The following is a 24,591-nucleotide window of genomic DNA, read 5'->3' as shown; positions in this document are numbered from 1 at the left end:
AGGAGGAACTTTTTATTTAATTTCTTTTTTGAAATTAACATATATACATATTATTGTTAGTATTAAAGATATTATATTCGCAAATCTAATATTAATAACGTTTATTAATATTATTATCAAAATATATAACATTATAGTATAGTTTTCTCTTATAATTTGTTTAGTTGGTTTATCATACCATTTTTTATCTGATTTTAACATAATAAGAACTCCAATTTTCGACAACTAATTCAACACCATTTCCTATTTCTTCCCAATTATTATAAATTTGAAGCTTTATATCATCTTTATTTTCTAAAGAAATAATACCATTTTCTATTTTAACATTATGTTCTAATATTTTAAAAATAATATCTTTCTGCTCTTTTACAATGCTTATATTATCTATACCTCAGTGGTTGGAGCTATTATTAAACTACTCAGCAATAAAATACTGACCATTTTCATTTTTTTATTCATATCAAATTACCTCCTTATGAATAAACATAAATTTTATGTATTTGAAACTACATATAAAATATAAAGCATATATACCTAGCCTACACTTTAAAAATACCATAAAAGAATATAGATTACAATAAGAAAATGAGATGTAAGCATGAAACCGATATTTTCTAAAATTTTTGAGAAACATGTGATACAATAGTAGTGTTAGATAAAAATAATATTCTTTAAAAAACAAGAAAAAACATAGCGATTACTAACATAAAAAATTAGTAATCGTTATGTTTTAAATTTAAAAATAATTTTTAATATGTTTATTAATTATTCTTACTTATTTTCATAATAAGACCTACTACAAACCCCACTATAGCTGCTATTAATAATATTGTATCCATATTATTACCTCCCAATAATAACGCCCACTATATCTTTATATAAACGATACAACTATTCTACTTTATAATATCTACTACTTGAGCGTTTATTAAGTCTGTTAATACTTTTGGTTCTATTTCTATTTGATGCCCTACTTTCCCAGCTGAAACTATTATTGTTTCTACGTCTTGACATTTGGCATCTACAAAAGTTGGGAAAAGTTTTTTCATAGCAAAAGGAGAACAGCCACCTTTTTCATAACCAGTTGTAGCTGTCAAATCTTTTAGCGGAAGCATACTTAATGATTTTACTCCTGCTGCCTTAGCTAACTTTTTAAAATCAATATTGTCTTCACTCATTACTACTGCAACAAAATTGTTACCCTTGCCGTCAGTAGTTAATATAGTTTTGAATACTTGATTGTGATTTTTTCCTATAATATCTGCTACTCCAACTCCTGTTCTTGCAGCTTCACTATCAGCTGCAAAACTATAATGATTGTAGTTTATATTATTATCATCTAAAAAACGCATAGCATTTGTTTTTATTTCTTTTTTCTTAGCCATATATTCCCTCTCTAACCGTTATATTCTCCAATTATTTCAAAAAGATAAGATTTTATTTCTGCAGAGCTGCTTGTATGTATCATTGTTTCTAATTTAGCAAGTTTTTCATTTAACTTTTCTTCATCTATTTTTAGTGTTGTATTTTTAAATATCATCTCATTATTAGTTTTTTCACTATTTTCATAATCTAGAGATAACTCTTCATACATTTTTTCTCCCGGTCTAAGCCCTATTTCTTGTATATCTATATCTTTGTACGGCTCTAAACCTGAGAGTTTTATTAAGTTTTGTGCTAAATCTATAATTTTTACAGGCTCACCCATATCTAATAAAAATATTTCTCCCTCACTAGCATAATACCCAGCCTGCAATACTAATTGAGCCGCTTCTGGTATTGTCATAAAGTAGCGAATAATATTTCTATGCGTAATAGTTATAGGCCCCCCTTTTTTTATTTGTTCTTTGAAAATAGGTATAACCGAACCATTAGACCCTAAGACATTTCCAAATCTAACTGCTGCGAACTTAGTTTTGTATTTGTTAGCTTTTGCTTGTAATATTATTTCAGTAAGACGTTTTGACGCTCCCATAGCGTTCGTAGGATTGACAGCTTTATCAGTAGAAATCATAATAAATCTTTCTACTTGATAAGATATAGAAATATCCATAACATTTTTTGTTCCAAAAACATTATTCTTTATCGCTTCTTGTGGTCTTCTTTCCATAAGTGGTACGTGTTTATGTGCTGCTGCGTGGAACACTACATCTGGTTTATATTTAGCAAAAATTTGTTCTAATGCTTCTTTATCACGAATACTAGCTATTTCTGATACATATTCTACTCCTGCAAATGATTTATCATGACTTCTTTTAAAATCAAAATCACGTTCTAACATATACAAGGCATTTTCATTCACATCTAACAAGACAATATTTTTGGGTTTAAATTTAAAAACTTCCCTAGCTAATTGACTCCCTATTGAGCCACCTGCTCCTGTAATCAAAATATTTTTTTGATAAACATAAGCTTTTATCTCATCTTGAGCAAGTTCTGCAACTCCTCTACCCAACAAATCCTCAATAGAAACGTCATCTATGTGATTAGTAATACTCTCTCCTTCAACAAGAGAAAGACCTGACTTCATAACTTTAACTTGAATATTACTACACTCTTTTAAAATATTCAAAATTCTATTTTTGTCAATGTTAGATATAGAAGGTATAGCCAAAAATACAAGTTTTATATTATATTTATCAATTATATTTTTTATATCATAAGTAGTTCCTAATACGGACATACCATTAATAACTGAATTAGCTCTGTTATCGTCAATAAATCCTACAACATTTGCTTTAAACTTATTATTTTTGTCAAGTTCTTTCATTAGAACATACCCTGCATCGCCAGCTCCGATAATTAATGTATTTTTGTAATTATTATATTTATGCTTGACACTTTCTCTAAGAGCTCGATAAAAAACTCTTACCGACATCATACCCGTAGCAATTAATAATGGCGCAAATATAGAAAATCGTAAATTAGAAAATGTACTAGGAAAAATTAAATTGTACGCTATTATACATATAAAATTCGCTACTAATACTGACATACATATATTAATAATTTCTTTAATACCTATGTAAGACCATAGAGCTTTATTGATACCTACTAATTGGAAAATTACAGTATATGTAAACAACGAAATAAGAACAAAAATAAATATTTTATCACTATACTCTCGTAACATTTCCAACGGATACATAGATCTATCCAGAAAAATTGCTAACATCGTTCCGACGAAAACAGTAGATAAATCCAACATCATTATTAATAAAAATCTATGTTTCAAATAAATTTTTGAGTTAAATAATTTATCCATATAATCTCCTCAATATAAATTAACATAGTAAAATTGTAACACAATACAATATATTGTTCAAATTATCATTAAAAACTGTTTATTAATTTTACAGAATAGTCTACCGTACTAACGAAGATAAAAATATTTTTCATATATTATTAATATCTCTTTTTGCATTATGAAAGTATATTATATATGTCAACCACCACGAAAGGTTATTGAGATTAAAAAAGACAGGAACTGCAATTCCTGTCTTTTTCACTATGCATTTATATTTTCTTTACGTACTCGTATTTTAATTTATTAGCCTAAATAAAGTCAAGGGCAAAGGTATTTTTTATTCCTCTTTTAATATATAAATAGGAAAAAGACACTAGAAACATTTCAAATTAGATCATTATGTAATCTAATCAAGAAAAGCCAATATTGTTTAGAGGATAAAAACACAATATTATACTCTAATAAAAAATACCCTACATTCTACTATGTGTAAATTTTTCTTAAAAATTTAAATCTTTTAATTTCTGATAATTTCAATATTAATACAGATAATAAAAAAGTAAAAATAAGAGTTAGGATAAAAACTAGAGATGTCTTTGATAATGGATAACTTATATACTCTAGTAATAATTTACAAATCTCAAAAATCCAAATATGCGTGTAAAATATCAACGAACTCATAAGACGATAGAATTTATAAATTGGATTACCATCTAAAGTAATTTGACTAGTATATAAGAATAAAAAATAACCAACAGGAGCTAGAGATAAATACAAATCATACCTTCTAATATATCCAAGATATTGTAAAATATATATTTCAATTAACAAAAGCAACATCGATAATATAAATCCATATAGTGCTTTCTTTTTATCTCCCCATTTTAGTAACCTAGGATAAAAGGCAAAGCACATCCCAATAGATACAAAGAAAAATGCCTCAAATAATCCATCTCTAGTTGTAACAATTATTTTTTGTACAAATTTTAAAAATTTCCAAATTTCTGGAGATATAACTTCTATCGGCTTAATGAAACCAAACCAAGATTGAGCAAATAATCCAATAAAATAGAATGAAAAAGCTACGAAAAGTATATAAATCGGTTTTACATTTCTTTGTAAAAGCAATGAAACTAGTAAAACTGCAAAGATTAAAGCAGGTAAATACCATAATTGTGAGTAGCTTCCAGTAAAAATAGTATTTCGAAAAAATTTAAAAACAGCACTCTTTATTCCATCTCCATCTTTAAACATATCGCGGATAGCTAAAGGTAGATAAATAACTGTCCATAGTAAATACAATCGTAATATCCGTTTTACATACTTTAATGAGTATCTAAAATTAACTTCAGAAAAATTTATTTTTCTGTATAAGAAAAATCCCGAACATATAAAAAAATAGGGGACAGCAATTCTTGCAAAATAATTCTGAAAAAAGAAATTTAAGTTGCTTACATTCTTTCCGAAAGGCTCAACGTGTATAATAATAACTAAGATAGCACAGATAAATTTTGTAAAGTCAACTGCTTGATAAGATTGTCTATCATCCACTAATTCAGATTTAATATTCATTTTATTATTCTCCATAATTAATACAAATTTTTTCACAAATATTTACAAAAACTTTGTACGCAAATTGAACTCTACGTAACACTATTTTTTAGCACTTTTTCAATTCCCATAAAAAATGAGAAAGAATAATCTTATTTTTCCCTAACATTACCATTATATCATATTTTTTTACTATTCTTTAGAAAATGTATTTTATGTGTTTTTCCTATTGATTTCATCATGTTTTCATATTATGCTTAAAGTGTAATAACTTACTTTTAAACTTTTTAAAGGAAACAGTATAGATGTATACTACCAAATTCACCGAGGAGTTATGAGTCTAAATAGAATTAGATATCATGTAATATAAAATGAAAGAAAATATTATATTTGCAACACTTTTCTCAGTAATAATTATAATAGCACAAATTTTATATCGTATATATTTTTTAGATTTACCCTTCTACTTTAACAAAAGTGACGTAAATAATTTTATACAACAAATACTTACTCTTTACGCTACAGCTATTATATTTGCATTAATAAATAAAAAACTAAAATAACACTCTTTAATTTCATTCACTAATATTTCTAATTTTTATTTATGTTAATAGTTGAAATTTTACTTCTCGATTTTTATAGAAACATACAGCTAATTATTGACGAACCTATGTGTTAATACTTGAATTATATTTTAATTTTAAAGGAGTTAAAAAATATGAAAATGAATTTTAAAAAAATTAATACTATTATTTGTACAATAATTATAATATTATATCCAATGTTAACAATGAATGAAAAAGTTCAACCATTTGGATTAGCTATATATTTTACAAAATCATTGTTTATTTATTTAGGTTTAAATTTATATATAAATAATATCAATAAAAAAGATGATAATTAATAGTCTTTTATAATTATTGTCAAACTCAATAGGTAAATTTTTAATTTCATTCATTGTAATTTCTAACTTTTCTTTTTCGTTAGTTTTCTCAATGATTTTTTGAGTATCTTTTATCTACTTTATGACTATAATTATTATATTAATTTAGTATTGATATTAGTCAAAGTTTTACCGTCCCATTTTTTTATAAAAAACACATACCTACTTATTTACGGTACTATGCGTCAATAATCGAATTATATTTTAATTTTAAAGGAGTTAAAAAATATAAAAATGAATATTTATGAAGCACTTTTTGTTACAATAGCATTAATCATAAGACAAATAGCCAAAAAGAGCTTAATAGCATCATTATTTTTAAATGTAATAATATACATATATGGAATTTATTACTACATATATATACATACAAATTTACGATTTATACTGCTAGCTATATTCATATCTATAGTTATTTATCAAGCAGATTCCTCTAAAAAAAGACGATAATTAATCGTCTTTTTTTATCTTCTTAAAATTCAAAAAGAATATCCATTAATTTTCTAAAATATATAAAACTTTTTCCGTAATTCTCCATTACTTCTTTTCCCTAACTTTCTTTTCGAGCAATAAACATCCCATATTCTTTAGGAATTATTAAAATACCGTTATTAAACTTCATTTCCAATTTTTTACGAATGATTTCCTCTTCTAATGAACCTATTTCTGAAATTCCTTTCAGTGATTGAATGTATTGAACTAAATCATCTATACTTGTTACCTGCAACTCATCATCATAAATTAATTTTTCTACAGTATTAAATGTCTATTCAAATAAGTTATTCCATTTTGCAAAGTAAAAGTCTTATTTTCTAGTTCGTGATTTACCTCATCTTCAAATAAACTTGCCAAATAATCTACAACTCCATTTTCACCAAATGTAGCACAATAAAAAATTCCTCCTTTTTTTAACACTCTATTCACTTCAGAAAGAGCTTTATAAATATCATCTACATGATGTAGAAGCATATTAGCAATAACAATATCAAAAGTTTCATTCTCGAAAGAAATATTTTGGATATCCATTATTTCATATTTGACATTAGTTCTATTCTCAATCACTAACTTTGTAGTCTCTACCATGTCATTAGAATAATCAGTAACTATCAACCTATTCATTTTGTCTATGGAATCAAGATTACTTTTCCAAAGCTCCCCTGTACCACAACCTAATTCTAGAGCCTTTATTCCATCAGTAATTTGGTAATTAGAAAATATCCAATTATTAAATCCAAATTTATTTTTCGAATACTTCTTATGTAATTCTACTCGAATATCAAGATTATCACTCTTTTTATATTGTTTAATTACTTTATCATTCATTGTATATTCCTCCACAACTTACAGTAAGATATTTAATATCATACTAGAATAGCACTATTCTTTTATAGTTCATCCAATATTTTTAAATATCTGATATTTTATTTTTATTTATATAGTTATCTTAAACTTATTATAGTATTATCACTATATAAAGTAAATATATTTATTATTAAATACAATTTACAGAAAAATAAAAAGATAAGAAATAAAGTTCACTCTATATTTCTCTAGATATAGTTTATCTTATTTAAATCTTATCTTTTTACAATTTAATTATTTTTTAACTTTACTATTTTATTAAATAAATTATTTAAAATAACTATTGATATATTATCGATATCCAAATACAGTAAAACATTTATTTTCATAATCATATTCATAAAAAATACTAAACCTATGGAGTATAGTTTCTATTTCTTCTTTTTTATCAATAATAGATATTTTAGGCTCAATTAAACGACCTATACTATCAACTTTTCTCAATTCACTTTTAATTTTAAACCACTCTACAACGTTCATATTCATATGAGCAAAATGTTCATCTGCAGCTAACGTCCAATAAATACTAGGTGCTTCTTCATCAAAAAGTGTTTTATATTTTATAGGAATGTCGTTTAATTCATTTATTAGCGAATCTGTAAGTTCTTTCCATTTTGTATTATTCATAAAAGATGTTAGGTTTCTTTCTTCAACAATTTTTCTAATCTTTTCTTTTCCTGTTTTTTTATTACTATATTTTCCATTTTCAATATCATCAATAAGATGTTGCATAGAAGAAAATACTTTATCTTCTAATCTTCCAAAGCTATAAAATAATGATATTGACTGATTATCTCTTTGAACATAATACCATCCATGATGTGTCCATCCACTAACTATAAAATGAAGATCCCCCTTCCACCGTATATCAAAAAATACATTTCTCTCATCCTTAGAAGTATTCGGCTGTATGACTCCATTTCTTGAATTTAATTTTTCACACAGTATATCATATGTCAATTTCGACATTGTATATTCCTCCACAACTTACAGTAAGATATTTAATATCATACTAGAATAGCACTATTCTTTTATAGTTCATCCAATATTTTTAAATATCTGATATTTTATTTATATAGTTATCTTAAACTTATTATAGTATTATCACTATATAAAGTAAATATATTTATTATTAAATACAATTTGCAGAAAATAAAAAGATAAGAAATAAAGTTCACTCTATATTTCTCTAGATATAGTTTGTCTTCTTTAAATCTTATCTTTTTACAATTTAATTATTTTTTGTTTGCTGTTTTTAGCGATAGCATTAACAATAATGCTCCTACTACTGTTCCTACTGCTAATGCGATTAGATACATTACTGGATTAGTAACACCTTTTGCTATTACTGCAAAGATACCTCCATGAGGTGCTTTAGATACAACACCAAACATCATACTTAATGCACCAGCAATACCACTAGCCACAAATAATGGTGGTATTACTCTGATAGGATTACTTGCTGCAAAAGGAATAGCTCCTTCTGTAATAAATGCTAATCCCATTACATAGTTGATATATGCTCCATTACGTTGATTTTCTGGCCAAAGGTTTTTGTTTAATGTTGCTGATAATGCGATAGCTAAAGGTGGAACCATTCCTCCTATCATTACTGCAGCCATTACATCGCTACCAGCATCTCCGGCAGCTGTTAATAGCGCTGTACCCGTTACGTAAGATGCTTTATTAATAGGACCTCCCATATCAATTGCCATCATTGAAGCTACAACAAAACCTACTATAAATTTACCACTACCATTTAGACTTTCTACAAAGTTAGTTAAACCTGTCATTATACTTGCCATAGGGGCATTAACAACATAAATCATTAATATTCCCATTATTATTGTTCCTAAAATAGGGAATAGGAATATAGGTTTTAATCCATCTAATGATTTTGGCATCCAAGAAAGAGCGTAACGCAATCCTATAATAATTCCACCTGCCAAGAATCCTGCTACTAACGCTCCTAAAAATCCTGATGGTGTATAACTTAACAATTCATTTCCTGTTGCGTCTGCTAGAATACTAGGATTTGCCAAAATACCTCCGAAAATACCGACAATAAATCCTGGTCTATCCGCAATACTTCTACCAATAAATCCTGCAAGAATAGGAAGCATCATACTAAATGCAATTTTCCCAAACCAGAATAGCATAGCAGCTACTTGGCTATATTGATCTGATTTTGGATTAAATGCATTTATTCCCCAGAAAAATGAAATAGCTATTAACATACCTCCTGCAACAACGAAAGGTAACATATTACTAACACCTTCCATAAGATGTTTATAAACACGTCGTCCTAAGCTTTCTCCCGAACTACTATCTTCAGTAGTTACTTCTCCTTGATGATTATAAATTGGAGCTTGTCCATCAAGAACTTTCTCTATTAATTCCTTAGGTTTATTAATACCATCAGCTACTTTTGTTATTATTGTAGGATGCCCATTAAATCTGGCAACTTCTACTTTTTTGTCAGCCGCTACTATAATACCTACTGCATTATCTATATCTTCTTGTGTAAGTTTATTTTCGATACCGATTTGTCCATTAGTTTCTACTTTTATATCTACACCCATTTCTTTAGCAGTTTCTTTTAATTTTTCTGCTGCCATATATGTATGAGCTATTCCAGTAGGACAAGCTGTTACTGCTATTACATAAGGACGTTTTTCATCGCTAGCTTCAGCTGTTTGCTCTTCTACCTCTTCTGCTGCCTCTGCTTTTGCAACAAAGTCTTCAAAAACTTTACGAACATCGTCAGAACTAGTTGCTTTATCTAATCCATCTTTAACCTCTTTATCCATAAGTGCCATTGATAGTGATGATAATGCTTTTAGGTGTTCGTCTGCACCTCCTTCTGGAGCACAAATCATAAATATATGTTCTGCATCTTTCCCGTCAAAGCTTTCCCAATTTATACCAGAATTACTTTTAGCATAAATTATCATAGCTTCTTTGAAGTCTACACTTTTAGCGTGAGGTATCGCTATTCCTTCGCCTACACCAGTTGTTGATTGTTCTTCTCTTGCTAATAATGCCTGCAAAAAGCTGTCCTTATTAGCTATCACTTTGTTATCTACTAACATTGTAGTTAACTTATCTAATGCTTCTTTTTTGTCATTAGCTACAAAATTAAATTGTGATAAATCATATTTTATTAATGAAGTTAATTTCATAATAGTCTCCTTATAGTTTATTTTATTTTTTCTATTTCTAATTGTGTTACTAAGTTATTTATTAAGTCTTTGCTTCCAACTCCTGCAGAAAATGAAGTTGCTCCTCCAGCAGCTGAAGCGTACTTCAATGCTTCTTTATAATCTTTTGTTTCATCATATTTAGCAACAAACATTGCTAACATACTATCACCCGCTGCAACAGTAGAAACTATCTCACCTTTAGCTACGCCAACAGTAAAGACCTCTCCTTCTTCAGTCATAAGTAGTGCTCCGTCTCCTCCACGTGATACTAAAACATTTCTTGCTCCTAAACTTTGTAATTTTGTTGCATAAAATAAGATATCATCTATACTTTTTATCTCTACTCCAAACATTTCTCCAAGCTCAAATTCATTAGGTTTAACAACAAAAGGATAGTACTTTAAAGTTTCTAGCACTAACTCTTTGTTACTATCAACTACCAGTTTAGCTCCTTTACTAGCAACTTCTTTAGCTATGTCCACAAAATCAGCTACTATCATTCCAGAGATAATATTTCCAGATAAAAATACAGTATCGTTCTCTGTTAAATTTGCTAGAGTATTATGAAATTTAATTATATCATTCTTAGTTACTGCACTACTTTGGCCATTAATTTCTGTTTCTGTATCAGTAGTTAATTTAATATTAATTCTCGTATTACCTTGTGTTTCTACAAAATTTGTCGCTACACCCATTTTGGTTAATTCTGCTTTTATATAATTTCCTGTAAAGCCTGCGATAAATCCTAAAGCTGTAGTTTCTTTTTCTATATTTTTAAGTAACATAGAAATATTTATACCTTTTCCTCCTACTATATACTTTGCTTCTTCTGTTCTATTTAACTTTCCTAGCAAAAAATTAGTAGCCTTAGTTAGCATATCTATAGCTGGATTTAAAGTTACTGTATAGTACATTATTTATCCTCCTTTTTCACTTCTATAATATTGTAATAATTTCTAAATTCGTCCGGTATTGTATAAGAAATAATAGTTGCTTCATCTAATTCGGCAAATTTTTGAAATTTTCTATGCCCGAATTTTGATATATCAGCTAAAATATATTTTTTCTTACTATTACTTAATGCTTGTTTCTTCAAATACGCTTCTTGTTCATCAGCTGTAGAAATACCAAAATTATGATCAATTCCATTACATCCTATAAAGCAAGCATCAAAACTATACTTAGATAATTGTTCTAGTGCCGTTTCACCTACTACAGCCTGTGTAGAGTGTTTAACTACTCCTCCCAAAATTATCGTATAGATCTTTAACGAACTTAATTTCCTTAAATGATAAACAGAGTTTGTAACTACGGTTATTTGTTTATCTTTTAAATAATCTATCATATCATAAGTTGACGTTCCTGCATCTAAATAAATAGTTTGTCCGTTAGCAATTACGTTATCACTCAAATATTTAGCAACGTTTTGCTTGTCTATTACATATTCACCCTTTTTGCTATCAAAAGAAGACTCCACTCCTCTAGCCGAACTTCGCTTGGCAGCACCACCGTGAGTTCTGTAAATCAAATTTTTATCTTCTAAATATGATAAATCTCTTCTTATAGTTGCTTCCGAAACATTGCATATTAACACTAACTCTTGTAAAGTAACGACATTTTTGTCATTTACTATGGATAAAATATTTTTTTGTCTAGTATTCATACTTATATCTCCTTAACAATTACAAATTATATATTATATTTTTGATTGTTTCAATCATTTTTATTTTATTTTGTCAAAATCAATCAATAAAACGTAATTTTTTGATCGTTTTTTAATTTTTTTCTAATCGTTTTGCAATTTGCATTCTTTGTTTCTAATTGACTACGGTTACAAACATATTATATAATCAAAGTAAGAACAAAAAGGGAGGGATTCTTATGATTGATCAACGCAACAAGCATTTGACATTTGGGAAAACTATATCTGATTTCTTTGAAGGATATGTAGATTTCAAAGGCTACACATCATGCAAAGGGTATTGGTTTCCTACACTAACTATCGGGATATCAATATTTATAATACTACTTTTTACATTACATAATTTAGGTGCATATCTTCTTGCGCTTATTATCATTACGTTAATATTCGCTCTACCATCTTTGGCTATTTTTGTTAGAAGACTTAGAGATGTAGGTTTCTCAAGATATAGTATTCTTATCATTATTATTCTTAATTCTATTTCTAATAGTATTAACTATAGTAATATATATGCTAAAGTGTTAATTTCAATAATAGGGTTGGGGATTCTTATTCTTGCACTATTACCAAGTAATGCTCTAAGAACAAGTAGCACAAATAAAATATTAAAAATCTTCTTTAGACCGAAAGAAGATAAATTAGTTACTAAAAATAACTATCAAGATTACATTTAACTTTATTTGACTGCGGTTACAAGTATATGATATAGTTAAAATGAGAACAAAAAGGGAGGAATTCTTATGATTGATCAAAGAAACACAAATGTAAGTTATGTACAATCTTTAAAAGATTATTTTACTGGATATGCGGACTTTTTTGGCTATACTTCTCGTAAAGGATTTTGGTTTGTGATGCTTACTCTATTTTTACTATTTCCTTTTGTAGGTATAACGATTGGCGCTATAATCGCTACGATAGTTTATTCTATATCACCACATTTATCTTATGCTAATATTATAACTTCAACAGGAGTTATAACTATTATAATTCTCTTGATTGTTTTTGCAGTTCCAAGCATGGCTTTATTAGCTAGAAGATTTAGAGATATAGGATTATCCAACAAGATAATAACACTATTACTATTAATACCTTTAATTTTTAATTCAATATCTTTCTACACTATTTACATAAGTTCAAGCAACTCATCTTTTTATATAATTTCCGAAACATACAATATAATTGTATTTGTTATTTTACCTGTACTACCATCAAATATATTAACAACTAATAAAAATAACATAAGTAAATTAAATTTTAAAATAAAACCAAGGTTACTTAAATGTAATCTTGGTTTTTATCTTAGCGCTTGACAAATTAATAACTTATATTATATCATTTTGTATTATAATAAATTTTTTAGGAGGTCTTTATGATTGATCAAAGAAATAAAAAAGTAAGTTATAAACAAGCTTTTAGTGATTACTTTACTGGATATGTTAACTTTTCTGGTTATACTTCTCGTAGAGGATACTGGATGCCTATGGGAACTATAATAGCAGCATTTTTCTTTTTAATTACTATAATGTTAGGAAGTCTTATAAGTACATTCCTAAGTGCACAAACATATTACAGTTCTCATGCTTTTAGTCGTTCTCTTGGAGCGTCATTATTATCAATTGCTTTTTTATCTATTCTTGGGCTTGCATTAGCTTTACCAAGTCTTGCAATAATGACTAGAAGACTTAGAGATGTAGGTTTTTCTAACTGGGGAATTGTTATTTTATTAGGATTATATGTACTATTATATTCATCATCTATTTATTTATTATATGTAATATATAGTATAGCTTTTGCTTTTGTATTACCTTCATTAGCATCAAACACATTTGAAACTGACAAAACTGACAGCTTCTCACAATTTTTCTTTAGACAAGCTGTTGCTTTTGAAAATTCTAATATTAGAGAAGACAATAAAGTTCAAGAAGAAATTGTTTCTGAAAATATTACTGTTAAAGAAGAAGTTAATGAAGTATCTATAGAAGAATCTAGCACTTTAGAAAAAGTTGAAGAAAATAATAACGATATTGTCCAAGATTCTAACAATAAATAAAAAAAGGAGGAAAACCTCCTTTTTTTTTATTCTGCTTTTTCTTTGTTAGCAAAGTATTCTCTTACTATCGGAGCAACTTTTGTTCCAAATAGTTCTATTGATTTCATAGTATCTTCGTGTGGCATTGATCCTACAGGTATATGTAACATAAATCTATCTAGACCTAATTCTTCTACTATCCAAATTATTTTTTTCGCTACATATTCTGGAGATCCTACAAACATAGCTCCATCTGGTCCTACAGAATTCATATATTGCTCTTTAGTTAATGGTTGCCAATGTGGTCTATCTTTTGAGATACTATCTACTAGATATTTTGTAGGATAGAAATATTTGTCAACAGCTTCATTATGATCTTCTGCTATGAATCCCCAAGAATGAGCAGCAACTTTCAGTTTTTCTTCAGAATGACCTTCATTTTTACCGAATTTTTTGTACAAATCAATTAATTTTTTGAAGCTCAAAGGATTTCCTCCTATAGTTGCATACACAATAGGCAATCCTCTTTTGGCAATTTTTAATGTAGATTCAATATTTCCTCCAGTCGCTACCCAAATTGGATAATCTTCTTGAACAGCTCTAGGATAAACACCTTTATTATCAATATTTTGTGAATGTTTTCCTTCCCAACTTACTATTTCGTTATCTTTAATTTTAAGTAACATATCTAGTTTTTCTTCGAATAATTCTTCATAATCATTCAAATCATATCCAAATAGTGGGAATGACTCTGTAAATGATCCACGTCCTACCATTATTTCTGAACGCCCATTAGACAATGCATCTACTGTTGCAAAATTTTGATAAACTCGCACAGGATCATTAGATGATATTATCGTTACAGCACTAGACAAACGTATATTTTTTGTATTAACAGCTCCTGCTGCCAAAATTATTTCCGGTGCTGATACTGCGAAATCTTCTCTATGATGTTCTCCTATCGCATAAATATCTAATCCTACTCTATCAGCAAGTTCAATTTCTTCAAGCATATTACGAATACGTTCATCATGCGAAATTGGCTTTCCTGTACTTTCTAATGGTGTTGTTTCTCCAAATGTACTTATTCCTAATTCTATCATAGTAAAACCTTCTTTCTTTTTATTTATTACTAATTAGTAATATTATTTTAACATATATTTTTTAAATTTCAACTATTTTACTCATTTATACGCTAGTTAATAAAAATATAGATACTATATTAGACTCTATACATTTTTAGAAACCTTTATGTTCTTTCAAGAATTCTAATTCTTCAGATGTAGATTTTCTTCCTAATATTTCATTTCTATGCGGATAGCGACCAAATTTATCTATAATTTCTTTGTGTCTAATCTCAAAATCATAATTATATTCTAATCCTTTCTCGCTATAAAGTTTAACCGCTTCTTTATGAATCTCTTTAGACTCTGAATGCATAAATGGTAAATATAAAAATGATTTTTCTACTGTTGTTAACTTAGTAAAATCATCCGATTTTAAAGATTCCTGCGCAAGAACTAACGCTATACTATCATAGGCAAATGATCTTGGATCATTGCGGAACATATTGCGAGAAAATTGATCAATTACGATAATTTCTGCTAGGCGACCATAAATATTTTCTCGCCAATAAGATAATTCTCCTGATACTGCTTTTTGATGAATATCAAAAAATCTATTCTTTATTTCTAAATCAAATTCATCTGATTTTTGAACCATAACTCTTTGTCGATTTCTTCAAACCAAAAACTTAAAATATCCTGATACCTGTACATAATATAACCTCCGAAAATTTTATTTATAAAATTAAAACACAATTAGAATAGCCAAACAATCCATATTCTAAAAGAGTGTCCATACTTTATAAAATTAAAAGGATTGTTCTCAAAATAAGAAAACAATCCCTAAAATTTATATTTTTATAATTATATATGGATATAAAACAACTATTTATACTATTAAGATATAAATATAGTGTGCTATTACCCCTGCTAAAAGTCCACCTATCGTATGAGAAATAATTGCTTTTGAAGAAAGTTTACGAACTCCTAAAGCGTCCATCATTCCTATATGAGTACTTAAATATCCACTCCAACACATTCCCATAGCTGTAAATACTGCTATATCATTACCAGTTATAAGTCCTTTTTGCAAGAACGTTGGTACTAATGACATAGCCCCTCCTACTGCTCCTAATGAGGTTATAGGGAATGAAATTGCCTCTGGAGAAGTAAATCCAAATAAAGGCTCCAAAATAAATGATAGCTTATCTCCTAAATAAGGTAATAGTGCGACTCCTTCGTAAGCTGCTCCTGTATATCCGCCTTCTGGCATTCCAAATGTAAGCATCATTACCATAGTACAAACTATTAGTACCCCAGGTATAATAGCCATACCTAAGTCTACCCCCACTTTTCCTCCTTCAAGCAACGTATCAAGAACTCTTTGGAACATATTTCCATCTCTTATTTCTCTAGTATTTAATAAATCTTGATTTTCTTTATCTCCGACAGTATAGTCATCTTCCGCTTCTGCTCCATAATATTTCTTAGTTTGCATTAACATTAGACGAACACTGAAAATACTACCTATAATAGCTGCTATATTTCCTACTAATGCAGCTTTCCAAAATCCTTCTCCCTGCGTTACCATAAACATTGTAACTACAAGCCCCATTCCAAATGATGTACCTAGGTTACATAATGCAGGAATCTGATATTTTTTGAAATATACTGTGAATTTTTTATCTTTGGCAAACGGAATAATCGCTGGATTATCTGATAAATAAGTAGCTACTGCTCCCGTTACACTAGCTCCCGGCATTCCCCATAAAGGTTTCATTAAAGGAGCAAAAACTTTATTAATTAATGCTATTACTCCAAATTCTGATAGCAACATACTTATAGCTCCTGTTACTACTGCCATAGCCATAATAAAGAATACTGTATTTAGTAATAAGTCGTGCGCTGTTGCCATCATAGTTTTGAACATATTGGCAACTCCCATCTTACGACCTATAAAACCAAATATCAAAATTAATATTGTTAAAAATACAAAAGTTTCTGTACTTATAGCCTTCTTCGTCCGTATATCACCGTTCATAATTATCCTCCTAATTTGTGATGTAATACAGTTATGTTTATATTATATCATAAATAATACAGATTGGCAAGCCAACCTTAAATCAACGCTAATTTCCAAAATAATATAAATAATCTGTATTAACTTTTACAAACTTAGAAAATAAATTTTAATTTAGTTATTTAAATGTTCCAAACTCCGCTTGATTTCTACCATTAACAAATCTTCCAGTAGCTACATATCTTCTAAATCCTGTTCTTGATAAATAACTTATCCAAACATATCCCTCGGATATGCAATATTTATCATAAAAAATAATGCTCCTTGCTCCATACCTAGCTACTATATCTCCTGATAAACTAGGCTTAGATCTGACATTTAACAAATCTACCTTTACTGTAAAGTGTCCGTCCTCATAAACAAAATTATATTTATGATAATCCTCAGCATCATCTTCAAATGGAGGTCTAATTATACAAGCTAATTTTTCAAGGTTTCTCCTTACTATTCTTGCAGGTCCTCCTCTAGTCAGTGCATCTGAATTACCGTCAACGTTTTGCTCCACGCATATTAATGTATTACCTTCTACGCCTATAACAACACCTATATGACCCCACGGTAGCGTCATATGCCATACTACTATATCTCCCGGCAAAATACTTACTTCATTTTTGTTATATCTAACAAAACCTGCCGGCAAATTACTGTATCGATAATCCAATGCATTACCTCTCATCGTAACTCCCCACAATTCACCAACGTAAGCCATTATTAAATCTACACATTGTGCTCCGTAATATCCATCCCAATCTATAGATTTTCCTACTTTATCTTTTATCCAATTACATGCTGTTATTCTAGTTACCATTATTATCTCCTATTGATTTATGATATTTTTCTATAATTTTTGTTAATTCTGATAAATTACTGGCTATAGATTTCAATGTACCATCTAATTTTAATAATAAAAATAATGCTACAAATATTGGAAATCCTATTTCATTTATTATATTTACTATATCCATGATTATAATTACCTCTACCAACTTATTATTAAATTAACTTATATAGCCAATATTTTTATCGGCTATATAAGTCATTTTTAACTAGCTATAAGCTTTATACTAATTTATAATAGTTTCTTCTCTAGTTACATAAGAAGCTTTTTTCAAATCTTTTAAAGTTCTTTTACTATTTATTTAATATGTTAGTAGCAATTAGCTTACTAGCTGCTAAACTTATAGAATCCAAATTTAAATTATCTTTCGGATTTCTAAGTGTTACTCTATAAGTTTTCTTATCCTCTGTATTAAATGTTAATACTAAATTCTTTTCCATATTTATACCTCCTATAATACTTCTATTATCGTCAACGAATAACTTACAATATCATCTTTTAGTAACGTGGCTATTGCCTCGCCTACTTCTTTTGCTACCGAATTTTCTATATTTTTAGCTATATCAAACCCATAGCTTTTGAAAACTTGTTTTCCATTATTGTCTACTTCATAATTTAACTTTAATCTTTTTTGTTTTATTGCCATTATTTTTTACCTCTTTCACTTTATTTTTTGTCTTTGGCCTCTGACATTAAATATATCGTAAAAATTTTGAAATTTTCCAAAGTTTCTTGAATTTTTTATCTAAAATATTCTTGAATTATGATATAATTATTATTGTTAAGAAAATGTTTTTATTGCATAGAAAAGTTAATTTATAGCTTTTTATTAAATATTTAAGAAAGGAGTTATTATGATAGCTAATTATTTTGCAGATATAAGCTTATTACAAGTACTTATATCTATAGGTGATATTCTATTAGTTTGGCTTTTAGTTTATACTGCACTTAAACTTCTAATAGGTACAAGAGGTATCCAACTAGTTAAGGGTATCTTAATTGTTATAATTTTAAAAGTTATTCTAAATATTATAGGATTCAAAACTATGAGTTATATAGTAGATCAATTAGTAACTTGGGGAGTTCTAGCTATTATAATAATATTCCAACCCGAAATAAGAAGAACTTTGGAGCATCTTGGTAGATTTGATATAAGTAATATTTTCTTTGGTAGAAATAACGATGATTCAAAACAGAAAGATAAGGTTATTAATATGTTAACTTCCTCTACTAGACATATGGCAAGACGTCGTATTGGGGCTTTAATAGTTTTAGAAAACAATACAGGTTTAGATGAATATGTAGAACGAGGAATTATTTTAAATTCAGAAATAAGCTCAGAGCTTATAATAAACCTATTTATCCCAAATACTCCTCTTCATGACGGAGCAATAATTATCAATAAAGATAAAATTAGATCAGCAAGTTCTATGTTACCTCTAACAGATAATAGAAATATAGATAGCAAATACGGAACTCGTCATAGAGCTGCCATAGGTCTTTCTGAACTAACTGACGCTATAATAATTGTTGTTTCTGAAGAAACTGGAATTATATCTGTTGTTCATAACAACAAGTTTATTACAGACTTTAATGAAGAGAAGTTAAAAACTTATTTAGAAAAAAATTGGTTAGTAAATAATACAAATATAGGGGGAATAAATAATGAAATCAAATAAAAATAGTTTGAAAATTATATCGTTGCTAATTGCTATTTTGTTATTTATTTCTGTAAATGATAATTTATCCGAAATATTTTCTAGAAATGCTAGTTCTAATCATACTACTACTTGGATAAGAAATGTTCCTGTCGAAGTAAACTATGATAAAGAAAAATTTTATGTTTTGGGTGTACCTGATACTGTTGATGTTAAAATAACTGGTCCTGTCGCAAAAGTTCAAAAAGAAACTCTTGATCGTAAACTTAAAGCTAAGCTTGATTTTAGCAAAATAAATGTTGGAGATGACCAAAAAATCAAAGTTGAGATAACAGATTTAGATAGCTCTCTTGAAGCAGTTAGCGAGCCGGAATTTATAACTGCATCTGTTAGAGATAGAGTTACAAAAGAATTTTCTATAGTACCTGTTATAAAAAATGAACGTTTATTATTAGGATATTCAGTAACCGCAAAAACTGTATCTAATCCTACAGTTAAAATTTCTGGTGCAGAAGAAAGTATTAATAGTATATACGAAGTACGTGCAGAAAGTGATGTTAAAACAAAAATCAACTCTAATGTCAATGAAGAAGCTAAATTGGTTGCTTATGATAGAAACTTTAACAAAATAGAAGATATTGATATGGAGCGTACATCTACTACTATAAACATTACTGTAGAAAGCATCGAAAAAGTTTTACCAGTTACTGTTAATCAAATAGGATCTCTTCCAATAGGATACTCATTAGATAGTATTGACATTGTTCCAGAAAATGTTACTATACGTGCTGAAACAAAAGAAAGTTTAGCTACAATTAATGAAGTTTTCGTTGATGTAGAATTGTCTAATCTAACATCATCTACAGAACTTAGTAATTTAAAAGTTTATGCTAATACTTCTACTCCATATAGTCTTGATACAGCAACAGTAAGAGTTAATATTAAAATAAAAAGAAATTAAATAAATAGTGACAGACTTAATGGTTTGTCACTATAATTTTTAAAGTTAGGAGATTGTTATGACTAATAAAGAACTAAAAATTATTGTTCTTAATTCTATATTTTCAATTTTTAGTATAGGGCTATTAATAGGATCATTTTTTCTAAAAAATGTACAAACAAGAAAATATTTAATTATTATTGCATTACTAATTTTAATAGTTCTAAAAGTACTAGATATTTTTATTATTAAACAAACAAGAAAAGCTAGTATAATTATATTAATTGCTATAATTATATTATTGATATATTTTGCTGCATTTGCTTATTAATTATAGAATAATATAATTAAAGAAGAAGCTATTATTGGGATATATATTATCCTAATAATAGCTCTTTTGTATGGGGGTTATTTATAAGATTTTCTTAATCCTATAAGCATTGCTAATGCTACTAATGTTATTCCTAAATTGCCGTAATCCGAATCATATTCTCCTGTTTTTGATAATTTTTTATTCGGAATTTTAGGAATATATTTATTCGTTATGTTGTAGCCTTTGATCTCTGTTTCGTACCCGTCTACTTTGTCTTCTGTTATTGTGTAGTTAATTAGTTTTCCTTCTTTGTATTTAGGTAGGTTTGTAAATGTATATTTCCAGTTGTCTTTTTCGCTTACTTCTTTGTTTTGAACTATTTGTCCATCTGCCAGTAAGTTTACTTTGATTTTATCTGGACGTTTTCCATCTTGGTTGTTGTTGTCTTTCCAAGTTTTTTCTCCAGTTATTTGTGTTAATTCTGGTGTATATTTGTTTGTTATGTTGTAATCTTTTATTTCTGTTTCGTACCCATCTACTTTGTCTTCTGTTATTGTGTAGTTAATTAGTTTTCCTTCTTTGTATTTAGGTAGGTTTTCAAATGTATACTTCCAGTTGTCTTTTTCGCTTACTTCTTTACTTTGAACTATTTCCCCATTTGCCAGTAAGTTTACTTTGATTTTTTCTGGGCGTTTTCCGTCTTGGTTGTTGTTATCTTCCCAAGTTTTTGTTCCCGATACTTGTATTGTTTCTGGTGTATATTTGTTTGTTATGTTGTAATCTTTTATTTCTGTTTCGTACCCATCTACTTTGTCTTCTGTTATTGTGTAGTTAATTAGTTTTCCTTCTTTGTATTTAGGTAGGTTTTCAAATGTATACTTCCAGTTGTCTTTTTCGCTTACTTCTTTACTTTGAACTATTTCCCCATTTGCCAGTAAGTTTACTTTGATTTTTTCTGGGCGTTTCCCATCTTGGTTGTTGTTATCTTCCCAAGTTTTTGTTCCCGATACTTGTATTGTTTCTGGTGTATATTTGTTTGTTATGTTGTAATCTTTTATTTCTGTTTCGTACCCATATACTTTGTCTTCTGTTATTGTGTAGTTAATTAGTTTTCCTTCTTTGTATTTAGGTAGGTTTTCGAATGTATACTTCCAGTTATCTTTTTCGCTTACTTCTTTACTTTGAACTATTTCCCCATTTGCCAGTAAGTTTACTTTGATTTTTTCTGGGCGTTTCCCATCTTGGTTGTTGTTATCTTCCCAAGTTTTTGTTCCCGATACTTGTATTGTTTCTGGTGTATATTTGTTTGTTATGCTGTAATCTTTTATTTCTGTTTCGTACCAATATACTTTGTCTTCTGTTATTGTGTAGTTAATTAGTTTTCCTTCTTTGTATTTAGGTAGGTTTTCAAATGTATACTTCCAGTTGTCTTTTTCGCTTACTTCTTTACTTTGAACTATTTCTCCATCTGCCAGTAAGTTTACTTTGATTTTTTCTGGGCGTTTTCCGTCTTGGTTATTCCCATCATCCCATGTTTTCTCACCTGCAATATCAATTACTCGTGTATTGGTAATCGTTGCTTGTAAACAATTCCCATCATTAGCACCAAAAGCATCAACAGGTATTAAACAATGCCCTTGTTTCACTTCTCCACCACTCGCAACATAGCCTGGAACTTGTGTCACTTCTTTAATAGTATAGACAATTTTTTGACCATTTTCAAAAATTGGCAAATCATTCCACAGATATTCCCAGTAATTATTTTCATCTAACGTTTGCGGATTGCCAAAAGCAACACCGTTGGCATACAGTTGTACTTGAACGCTTTGTGGACGTCTTGTATCATCTCCATCTACCCATTCTTTATTAACTGCTAAAGATGTTGTTTTTATTTGATTAATTAAAACATAGCCATCAGATGCATTACCCATTATAATGGCTGGTACGTAATGTTCATCCACGTCTACTTCTCTAATATCGTAGAAAATTTCTTCACCAGTATCTTTATCGTATTTATCTAATCCCGTAAATTTACCAGACCAATTATTGTCTGCTGATAAAATTAACACTTTACCATCAACCGGCATATTATCTGCATATAACTGAACTTGAACACTTTGTGGACGAACGCCACCTTTATTATTGTTGTCATCCCATTCTTTTCTTACTGGAATTTCTGTTTTGATACGTTTATTTTTTATAGTTTTTATTACTCCTTCTTTTCCTATAGTTACTTTAATTGGCTCTGTTATCTTTTCATACCCTAGAGGTGCCTCTACTTCTTCTATTGTAAATTCACCTTTATTAACTTCATCTGAAGAATAAACCTCAGAATATGCCCTACCATTTTCATCGGTAGTTATTGTAGATGTTTTTCCGCTAGGTGTTGTTATTTTGAATTTTGCTCCTGGAAGTAACTTTCCAGTTTCCTCATCAGTTTTATACAACATTATACGATAACCTGTATCTATAGTTATATTACCTCCTTCAACAATTTTAGAACTTCTCGTCACTATATGTTCAGTCTTTGTAGTATCTTTTCCAATAGTTAAAGGTTTTCCATCTCCTGTTACTTCTATTTTATTACCTACTATAGATCCATCAGCAGGAGATGTTGTTTTATAAAATACATTGTACGATGCTGGTTTTCCATTCACCAATCTTTTATTAGCATTCAGAATAGTAAGAGTGTATTCTGTATAAGATTTGTTATACTCTATTGTGTAATCTATATCTCTTTTTAATTCTATCCTATTTTGTAAATTTAATGTAGAGTCAAATGCTCCAGCTACTACAGAAAATTTCTCTGGAATATGTTGCATAGGAGCATACGAATCTAATATTTGATCTTTTAATACTATTTTATCATAAGAAGATTGATTAGTATTTACACGTAAAATCCACGAATGAGCGTATTCCCCTTTTTTACCTAAAATTTTAGAATCATAAGGATCTTTTGTATTTAATATACCGCCAAATTTTATAAAATTTTCATTTTTTATTCCTTCTGTATAATCTGATTTTTCTCTTTTCAGAATTTTAATAGTATGATTAATAGGTTTTATAGTTTCTGATACCTTGTAATTAATCTCTTTTCTTTCTATAGTTTCACTGCTATTAAAATCTGTATAGAAAGTTCCTTTAACATCTTGAACTTGTACTCCACCTTTTTTCTTTAAATACTCAGATAAATTTTTTAATGTTACTTTTACTGTTCCACCTTTACCTTGTCCTAGTGAACTCTGAGTAACTACTGCCGTCCCAACTTCTAAATTAGTAGTACTATCTATAAGCGGAACAGTCGCCCCATCATTAACATTAAATGGTGATGGGATAGTAAAAGTGAAATAGTCACCATCATTTAATTTTCCATCATATTTTTTCAAGTCAAAAGATGTTTCATATCTATAAGACTTATTTTCATAAAGTTTATACTCTCCATTTTCATCTGGTGTTAAAGGTTTCCCCTCGGAAACATCTAAAATATTAATTCCAGAAATTACATTACTTAATTCTTTAGCTGTCGTCCCCTCATTAGCTTTCACTACATTTGCTGAAAGGATTATAGTTGATAAAATCAATAAAAATACAACTATTTGATTAATCAATTTTTGAATCAATTTCATGATTCCCTCCAAAAAAATTTATTTGTTTGATGTAT

Annotated in this window: 25 protein-coding genes; 7 read left to right on the top strand and 18 right to left on the bottom strand. The window is 28.5% G+C overall.

Going from position 1 to position 24,591, the window contains the following annotated elements; genetic code table 11:
- Positions 1 to 12: 12 nt before the first annotated feature.
- From AC1XWJ_RS07055 to AC1XWJ_RS07040, 4 genes are all read right to left on the bottom strand, one after another.
- On the bottom strand, positions 13 to 201 hold the full coding sequence (locus tag AC1XWJ_RS07055; protein ID WP_483335182.1) for a hypothetical protein: 189 nt from the start codon (positions 199 to 201) through the stop codon (positions 13 to 15).
- Positions 202 to 896: 695 nt separating this feature from the next.
- The gene (ybaK, locus tag AC1XWJ_RS07050; RefSeq protein ID WP_483335181.1) at positions 897 to 1,385 is read right to left on the bottom strand and encodes a Cys-tRNA(Pro) deacylase; all 489 of its coding nucleotides are present in this window, start codon (positions 1,383 to 1,385) and stop codon (positions 897 to 899) included.
- 11 nt (positions 1,386 to 1,396) lie between these two features.
- The gene (locus tag AC1XWJ_RS07045) at positions 1,397 to 3,265 is read right to left on the bottom strand and encodes a polysaccharide biosynthesis protein (protein WP_483335180.1); all 1,869 of its coding nucleotides are present in this window, start codon (positions 3,263 to 3,265) and stop codon (positions 1,397 to 1,399) included.
- A 465-nt stretch (positions 3,266 to 3,730) separates the two neighbouring features.
- Complete coding sequence (locus AC1XWJ_RS07040; RefSeq protein ID WP_483335179.1) at positions 3,731 to 4,819, bottom strand: acyltransferase family protein; 1,089 nt, start codon at positions 4,817 to 4,819, stop codon at positions 3,731 to 3,733.
- A gap of 697 nt (positions 4,820 to 5,516) precedes the next feature.
- Here AC1XWJ_RS07040 and AC1XWJ_RS07035 point away from each other — a divergent pair.
- Positions 5,517 to 5,702 carry a hypothetical protein gene (locus AC1XWJ_RS07035; protein ID WP_483335178.1) on the top strand — a complete coding sequence of 62 codons (186 nt, stop codon included), beginning with the start codon at positions 5,517 to 5,519 and terminating at the stop codon, positions 5,700 to 5,702.
- Positions 5,703 to 6,291: 589 nt separating this feature from the next.
- Here the strand turns inward: AC1XWJ_RS07035 and AC1XWJ_RS07030 are convergent.
- The 6 genes from AC1XWJ_RS07030 to AC1XWJ_RS07005 all read right to left on the bottom strand — a co-directional run bounded on the left by AC1XWJ_RS07030 (position 6,292) and on the right by AC1XWJ_RS07005 (position 11,969).
- Positions 6,292 to 6,468: a hypothetical protein gene (locus tag AC1XWJ_RS07030; RefSeq protein ID WP_483335177.1), complete on the bottom strand. Its 177-nt coding sequence runs from the start codon at positions 6,466 to 6,468 to the stop codon at positions 6,292 to 6,294.
- Between the two features lie 23 nt (positions 6,469 to 6,491).
- Positions 6,492 to 7,064 (bottom strand): class I SAM-dependent methyltransferase, encoded by a 573-nt coding sequence (locus AC1XWJ_RS07025; protein ID WP_483335176.1) that lies wholly within the window; start codon positions 7,062 to 7,064, stop codon positions 6,492 to 6,494.
- A 330-nt stretch (positions 7,065 to 7,394) separates the two neighbouring features.
- Positions 7,395 to 8,072, bottom strand: coding sequence for a DUF6678 family protein (locus AC1XWJ_RS07020; protein ID WP_483335175.1), 678 nt, complete (start codon positions 8,070 to 8,072; stop codon positions 7,395 to 7,397).
- Between the two features lie 266 nt (positions 8,073 to 8,338).
- Positions 8,339 to 10,285 carry a PTS fructose transporter subunit IIABC gene (locus AC1XWJ_RS07015; RefSeq protein ID WP_483335174.1) on the bottom strand — a complete coding sequence of 649 codons (1,947 nt, stop codon included), beginning with the start codon at positions 10,283 to 10,285 and terminating at the stop codon, positions 8,339 to 8,341.
- A 17-nt stretch (positions 10,286 to 10,302) separates the two neighbouring features.
- The gene (locus tag AC1XWJ_RS07010; protein ID WP_483335173.1) at positions 10,303 to 11,220 is read right to left on the bottom strand and encodes a 1-phosphofructokinase family hexose kinase; all 918 of its coding nucleotides are present in this window, start codon (positions 11,218 to 11,220) and stop codon (positions 10,303 to 10,305) included.
- Positions 11,220 to 11,969, bottom strand: coding sequence for a DeoR/GlpR family DNA-binding transcription regulator (locus AC1XWJ_RS07005; protein ID WP_483335172.1), 750 nt, complete (start codon positions 11,967 to 11,969; stop codon positions 11,220 to 11,222). Before AC1XWJ_RS07005 ends, AC1XWJ_RS07010 begins: the two co-directional genes overlap by 1 nt.
- A 218-nt stretch (positions 11,970 to 12,187) precedes the next feature.
- Between AC1XWJ_RS07005 and AC1XWJ_RS07000 the strand changes: the two genes are divergently transcribed.
- The 3 genes from AC1XWJ_RS07000 (at position 12,188) to AC1XWJ_RS06990 (ending at position 14,058) form a co-directional block, all read left to right on the top strand.
- Positions 12,188 to 12,682 carry a DUF805 domain-containing protein gene (locus tag AC1XWJ_RS07000; RefSeq protein ID WP_483335171.1) on the top strand — a complete coding sequence of 165 codons (495 nt, stop codon included), beginning with the start codon at positions 12,188 to 12,190 and terminating at the stop codon, positions 12,680 to 12,682.
- 66 nt (positions 12,683 to 12,748) lie between these two features.
- Positions 12,749 to 13,318, top strand: a complete 570-nt coding sequence (locus AC1XWJ_RS06995) for a DUF805 domain-containing protein (protein ID WP_483335170.1) — start codon at positions 12,749 to 12,751, stop codon at positions 13,316 to 13,318.
- 59 nt (positions 13,319 to 13,377) lie between these two features.
- On the top strand, positions 13,378 to 14,058 hold the full coding sequence (locus AC1XWJ_RS06990; protein ID WP_483335169.1) for a DUF805 domain-containing protein: 681 nt from the start codon (positions 13,378 to 13,380) through the stop codon (positions 14,056 to 14,058).
- Positions 14,059 to 14,084: 26 nt separating this feature from the next.
- Here AC1XWJ_RS06990 and AC1XWJ_RS06985 read toward each other — a convergent pair whose 3' ends face one another.
- The 7 genes from AC1XWJ_RS06985 to AC1XWJ_RS06955 form a co-directional block, all read right to left on the bottom strand.
- Complete coding sequence (locus AC1XWJ_RS06985; RefSeq protein ID WP_483335168.1) at positions 14,085 to 15,140, bottom strand: LLM class flavin-dependent oxidoreductase; 1,056 nt, start codon at positions 15,138 to 15,140, stop codon at positions 14,085 to 14,087.
- A gap of 136 nt (positions 15,141 to 15,276) precedes the next feature.
- Entirely contained in the window at positions 15,277 to 15,759 is a 483-nt protein-coding gene (locus tag AC1XWJ_RS06980; protein WP_483335167.1) for a DUF924 family protein, read from the bottom strand.
- Between the two features lie 231 nt (positions 15,760 to 15,990).
- On the bottom strand, positions 15,991 to 17,142 hold the full coding sequence (locus tag AC1XWJ_RS06975; protein ID WP_483335166.1) for a CD0519/CD1768 family membrane protein: 1,152 nt from the start codon (positions 17,140 to 17,142) through the stop codon (positions 15,991 to 15,993).
- A 157-nt stretch (positions 17,143 to 17,299) separates the two neighbouring features.
- On the bottom strand, positions 17,300 to 17,989 hold the full coding sequence (locus tag AC1XWJ_RS06970) for a CHAP domain-containing protein (protein WP_483335165.1): 690 nt from the start codon (positions 17,987 to 17,989) through the stop codon (positions 17,300 to 17,302).
- Positions 17,979 to 18,146: a YvrJ family protein gene (locus AC1XWJ_RS06965; RefSeq protein ID WP_483335164.1), complete on the bottom strand. Its 168-nt coding sequence runs from the start codon at positions 18,144 to 18,146 to the stop codon at positions 17,979 to 17,981. Before AC1XWJ_RS06965 ends, AC1XWJ_RS06970 begins: the two co-directional genes overlap by 11 nt.
- A 166-nt stretch (positions 18,147 to 18,312) precedes the next feature.
- Positions 18,313 to 18,459 (bottom strand): DUF2922 domain-containing protein, encoded by a 147-nt coding sequence (locus AC1XWJ_RS06960; protein ID WP_483335163.1) that lies wholly within the window; start codon positions 18,457 to 18,459, stop codon positions 18,313 to 18,315.
- 11 nt (positions 18,460 to 18,470) lie between these two features.
- Entirely contained in the window at positions 18,471 to 18,665 is a 195-nt protein-coding gene (locus AC1XWJ_RS06955) for a DUF1659 domain-containing protein (protein ID WP_483335162.1), read from the bottom strand.
- A 208-nt stretch (positions 18,666 to 18,873) separates the two neighbouring features.
- Here AC1XWJ_RS06955 and cdaA point away from each other — a divergent pair, with 208 nt between their 5' ends.
- Genes cdaA through AC1XWJ_RS06940 form a run of 3 tightly spaced genes read left to right on the top strand, consistent with a single transcriptional unit; the run spans position 18,874 to position 20,948 of the window.
- Positions 18,874 to 19,698, top strand: coding sequence for a diadenylate cyclase CdaA (gene cdaA / locus AC1XWJ_RS06950; protein WP_483335161.1), 825 nt, complete (start codon positions 18,874 to 18,876; stop codon positions 19,696 to 19,698).
- Entirely contained in the window at positions 19,685 to 20,638 is a 954-nt protein-coding gene (locus AC1XWJ_RS06945) for a CdaR family protein (protein WP_483335160.1), read from the top strand. The genes cdaA and AC1XWJ_RS06945 overlap by 14 nt, the downstream gene beginning before the upstream one ends.
- 58 nt (positions 20,639 to 20,696) lie before the next feature.
- Positions 20,697 to 20,948 carry a hypothetical protein gene (locus AC1XWJ_RS06940; protein WP_483335159.1) on the top strand — a complete coding sequence of 84 codons (252 nt, stop codon included), beginning with the start codon at positions 20,697 to 20,699 and terminating at the stop codon, positions 20,946 to 20,948.
- 77 nt (positions 20,949 to 21,025) lie between these two features.
- On the opposite strand, the gene AC1XWJ_RS06935 is transcribed toward AC1XWJ_RS06940, so the two are convergent.
- Positions 21,026 to 24,556, bottom strand: coding sequence for a Cna B-type domain-containing protein (locus tag AC1XWJ_RS06935; protein ID WP_483335158.1), 3,531 nt, complete (start codon positions 24,554 to 24,556; stop codon positions 21,026 to 21,028).
- Positions 24,557 to 24,591 lie beyond the last annotated feature (35 nt).

The sequence above is a fragment of the Gemelliphila sp. 1F1 genome, assembly GCF_056897515.1.
Note: the sequence above shows the minus strand (reverse complement) of the source record. Positions and strands in the feature narration are given on the sequence as shown.

Bases quoted from the DNA above. Each gene is read 5' to 3' on its own strand.
- AC1XWJ_RS07055 (WP_483335182.1), bottom strand. From the start codon at position 201: ATGTTAAAATCAGATAAAAAATGGTATGATAAACCAACTAAACAAATT.
- ybaK (WP_483335181.1), bottom strand. From the start codon at position 1,385: ATGGCTAAGAAAAAAGAAATAAAAACAAATGCTATGCGTTTTTTAGAT.
- AC1XWJ_RS07045 (WP_483335180.1), bottom strand. From the start codon at position 3,265: ATGGATAAATTATTTAACTCAAAAATTTATTTGAAACATAGATTTTTA.
- AC1XWJ_RS07040 (WP_483335179.1), bottom strand. From the start codon at position 4,819: ATGAATATTAAATCTGAATTAGTGGATGATAGACAATCTTATCAAGCA.
- AC1XWJ_RS07035 (WP_483335178.1), top strand. From the start codon at position 5,517: ATGAAAATGAATTTTAAAAAAATTAATACTATTATTTGTACAATAATT.
- AC1XWJ_RS07025 (WP_483335176.1), bottom strand. From the start codon at position 7,064: ATGAATGATAAAGTAATTAAACAATATAAAAAGAGTGATAATCTTGAT.
- AC1XWJ_RS07020 (WP_483335175.1), bottom strand. From the start codon at position 8,072: ATGTCGAAATTGACATATGATATACTGTGTGAAAAATTAAATTCAAGA.
- AC1XWJ_RS07015 (WP_483335174.1), bottom strand. From the start codon at position 10,285: ATGAAATTAACTTCATTAATAAAATATGATTTATCACAATTTAATTTT.
- AC1XWJ_RS07010 (WP_483335173.1), bottom strand. From the start codon at position 11,220: ATGTACTATACAGTAACTTTAAATCCAGCTATAGATATGCTAACTAAG.
- AC1XWJ_RS07005 (WP_483335172.1), bottom strand. From the start codon at position 11,969: ATGAATACTAGACAAAAAAATATTTTATCCATAGTAAATGACAAAAAT.
- AC1XWJ_RS07000 (WP_483335171.1), top strand. From the start codon at position 12,188: ATGATTGATCAACGCAACAAGCATTTGACATTTGGGAAAACTATATCT.
- AC1XWJ_RS06995 (WP_483335170.1), top strand. From the start codon at position 12,749: ATGATTGATCAAAGAAACACAAATGTAAGTTATGTACAATCTTTAAAA.
- AC1XWJ_RS06990 (WP_483335169.1), top strand. From the start codon at position 13,378: ATGATTGATCAAAGAAATAAAAAAGTAAGTTATAAACAAGCTTTTAGT.
- AC1XWJ_RS06985 (WP_483335168.1), bottom strand. From the start codon at position 15,140: ATGATAGAATTAGGAATAAGTACATTTGGAGAAACAACACCATTAGAA.
- AC1XWJ_RS06980 (WP_483335167.1), bottom strand. From the start codon at position 15,759: ATGGTTCAAAAATCAGATGAATTTGATTTAGAAATAAAGAATAGATTT.
- AC1XWJ_RS06975 (WP_483335166.1), bottom strand. From the start codon at position 17,142: ATGAACGGTGATATACGGACGAAGAAGGCTATAAGTACAGAAACTTTT.
- AC1XWJ_RS06970 (WP_483335165.1), bottom strand. From the start codon at position 17,989: ATGGTAACTAGAATAACAGCATGTAATTGGATAAAAGATAAAGTAGGA.
- AC1XWJ_RS06965 (WP_483335164.1), bottom strand. From the start codon at position 18,146: ATGGATATAGTAAATATAATAAATGAAATAGGATTTCCAATATTTGTA.
- AC1XWJ_RS06960 (WP_483335163.1), bottom strand. From the start codon at position 18,459: ATGGAAAAGAATTTAGTATTAACATTTAATACAGAGGATAAGAAAACT.
- AC1XWJ_RS06955 (WP_483335162.1), bottom strand. From the start codon at position 18,665: ATGGCAATAAAACAAAAAAGATTAAAGTTAAATTATGAAGTAGACAAT.
- cdaA (WP_483335161.1), top strand. From the start codon at position 18,874: ATGATAGCTAATTATTTTGCAGATATAAGCTTATTACAAGTACTTATA.
- AC1XWJ_RS06945 (WP_483335160.1), top strand. From the start codon at position 19,685: ATGAAATCAAATAAAAATAGTTTGAAAATTATATCGTTGCTAATTGCT.
- AC1XWJ_RS06940 (WP_483335159.1), top strand. From the start codon at position 20,697: ATGACTAATAAAGAACTAAAAATTATTGTTCTTAATTCTATATTTTCA.
- AC1XWJ_RS06935 (WP_483335158.1), bottom strand. From the start codon at position 24,556: ATGAAATTGATTCAAAAATTGATTAATCAAATAGTTGTATTTTTATTG.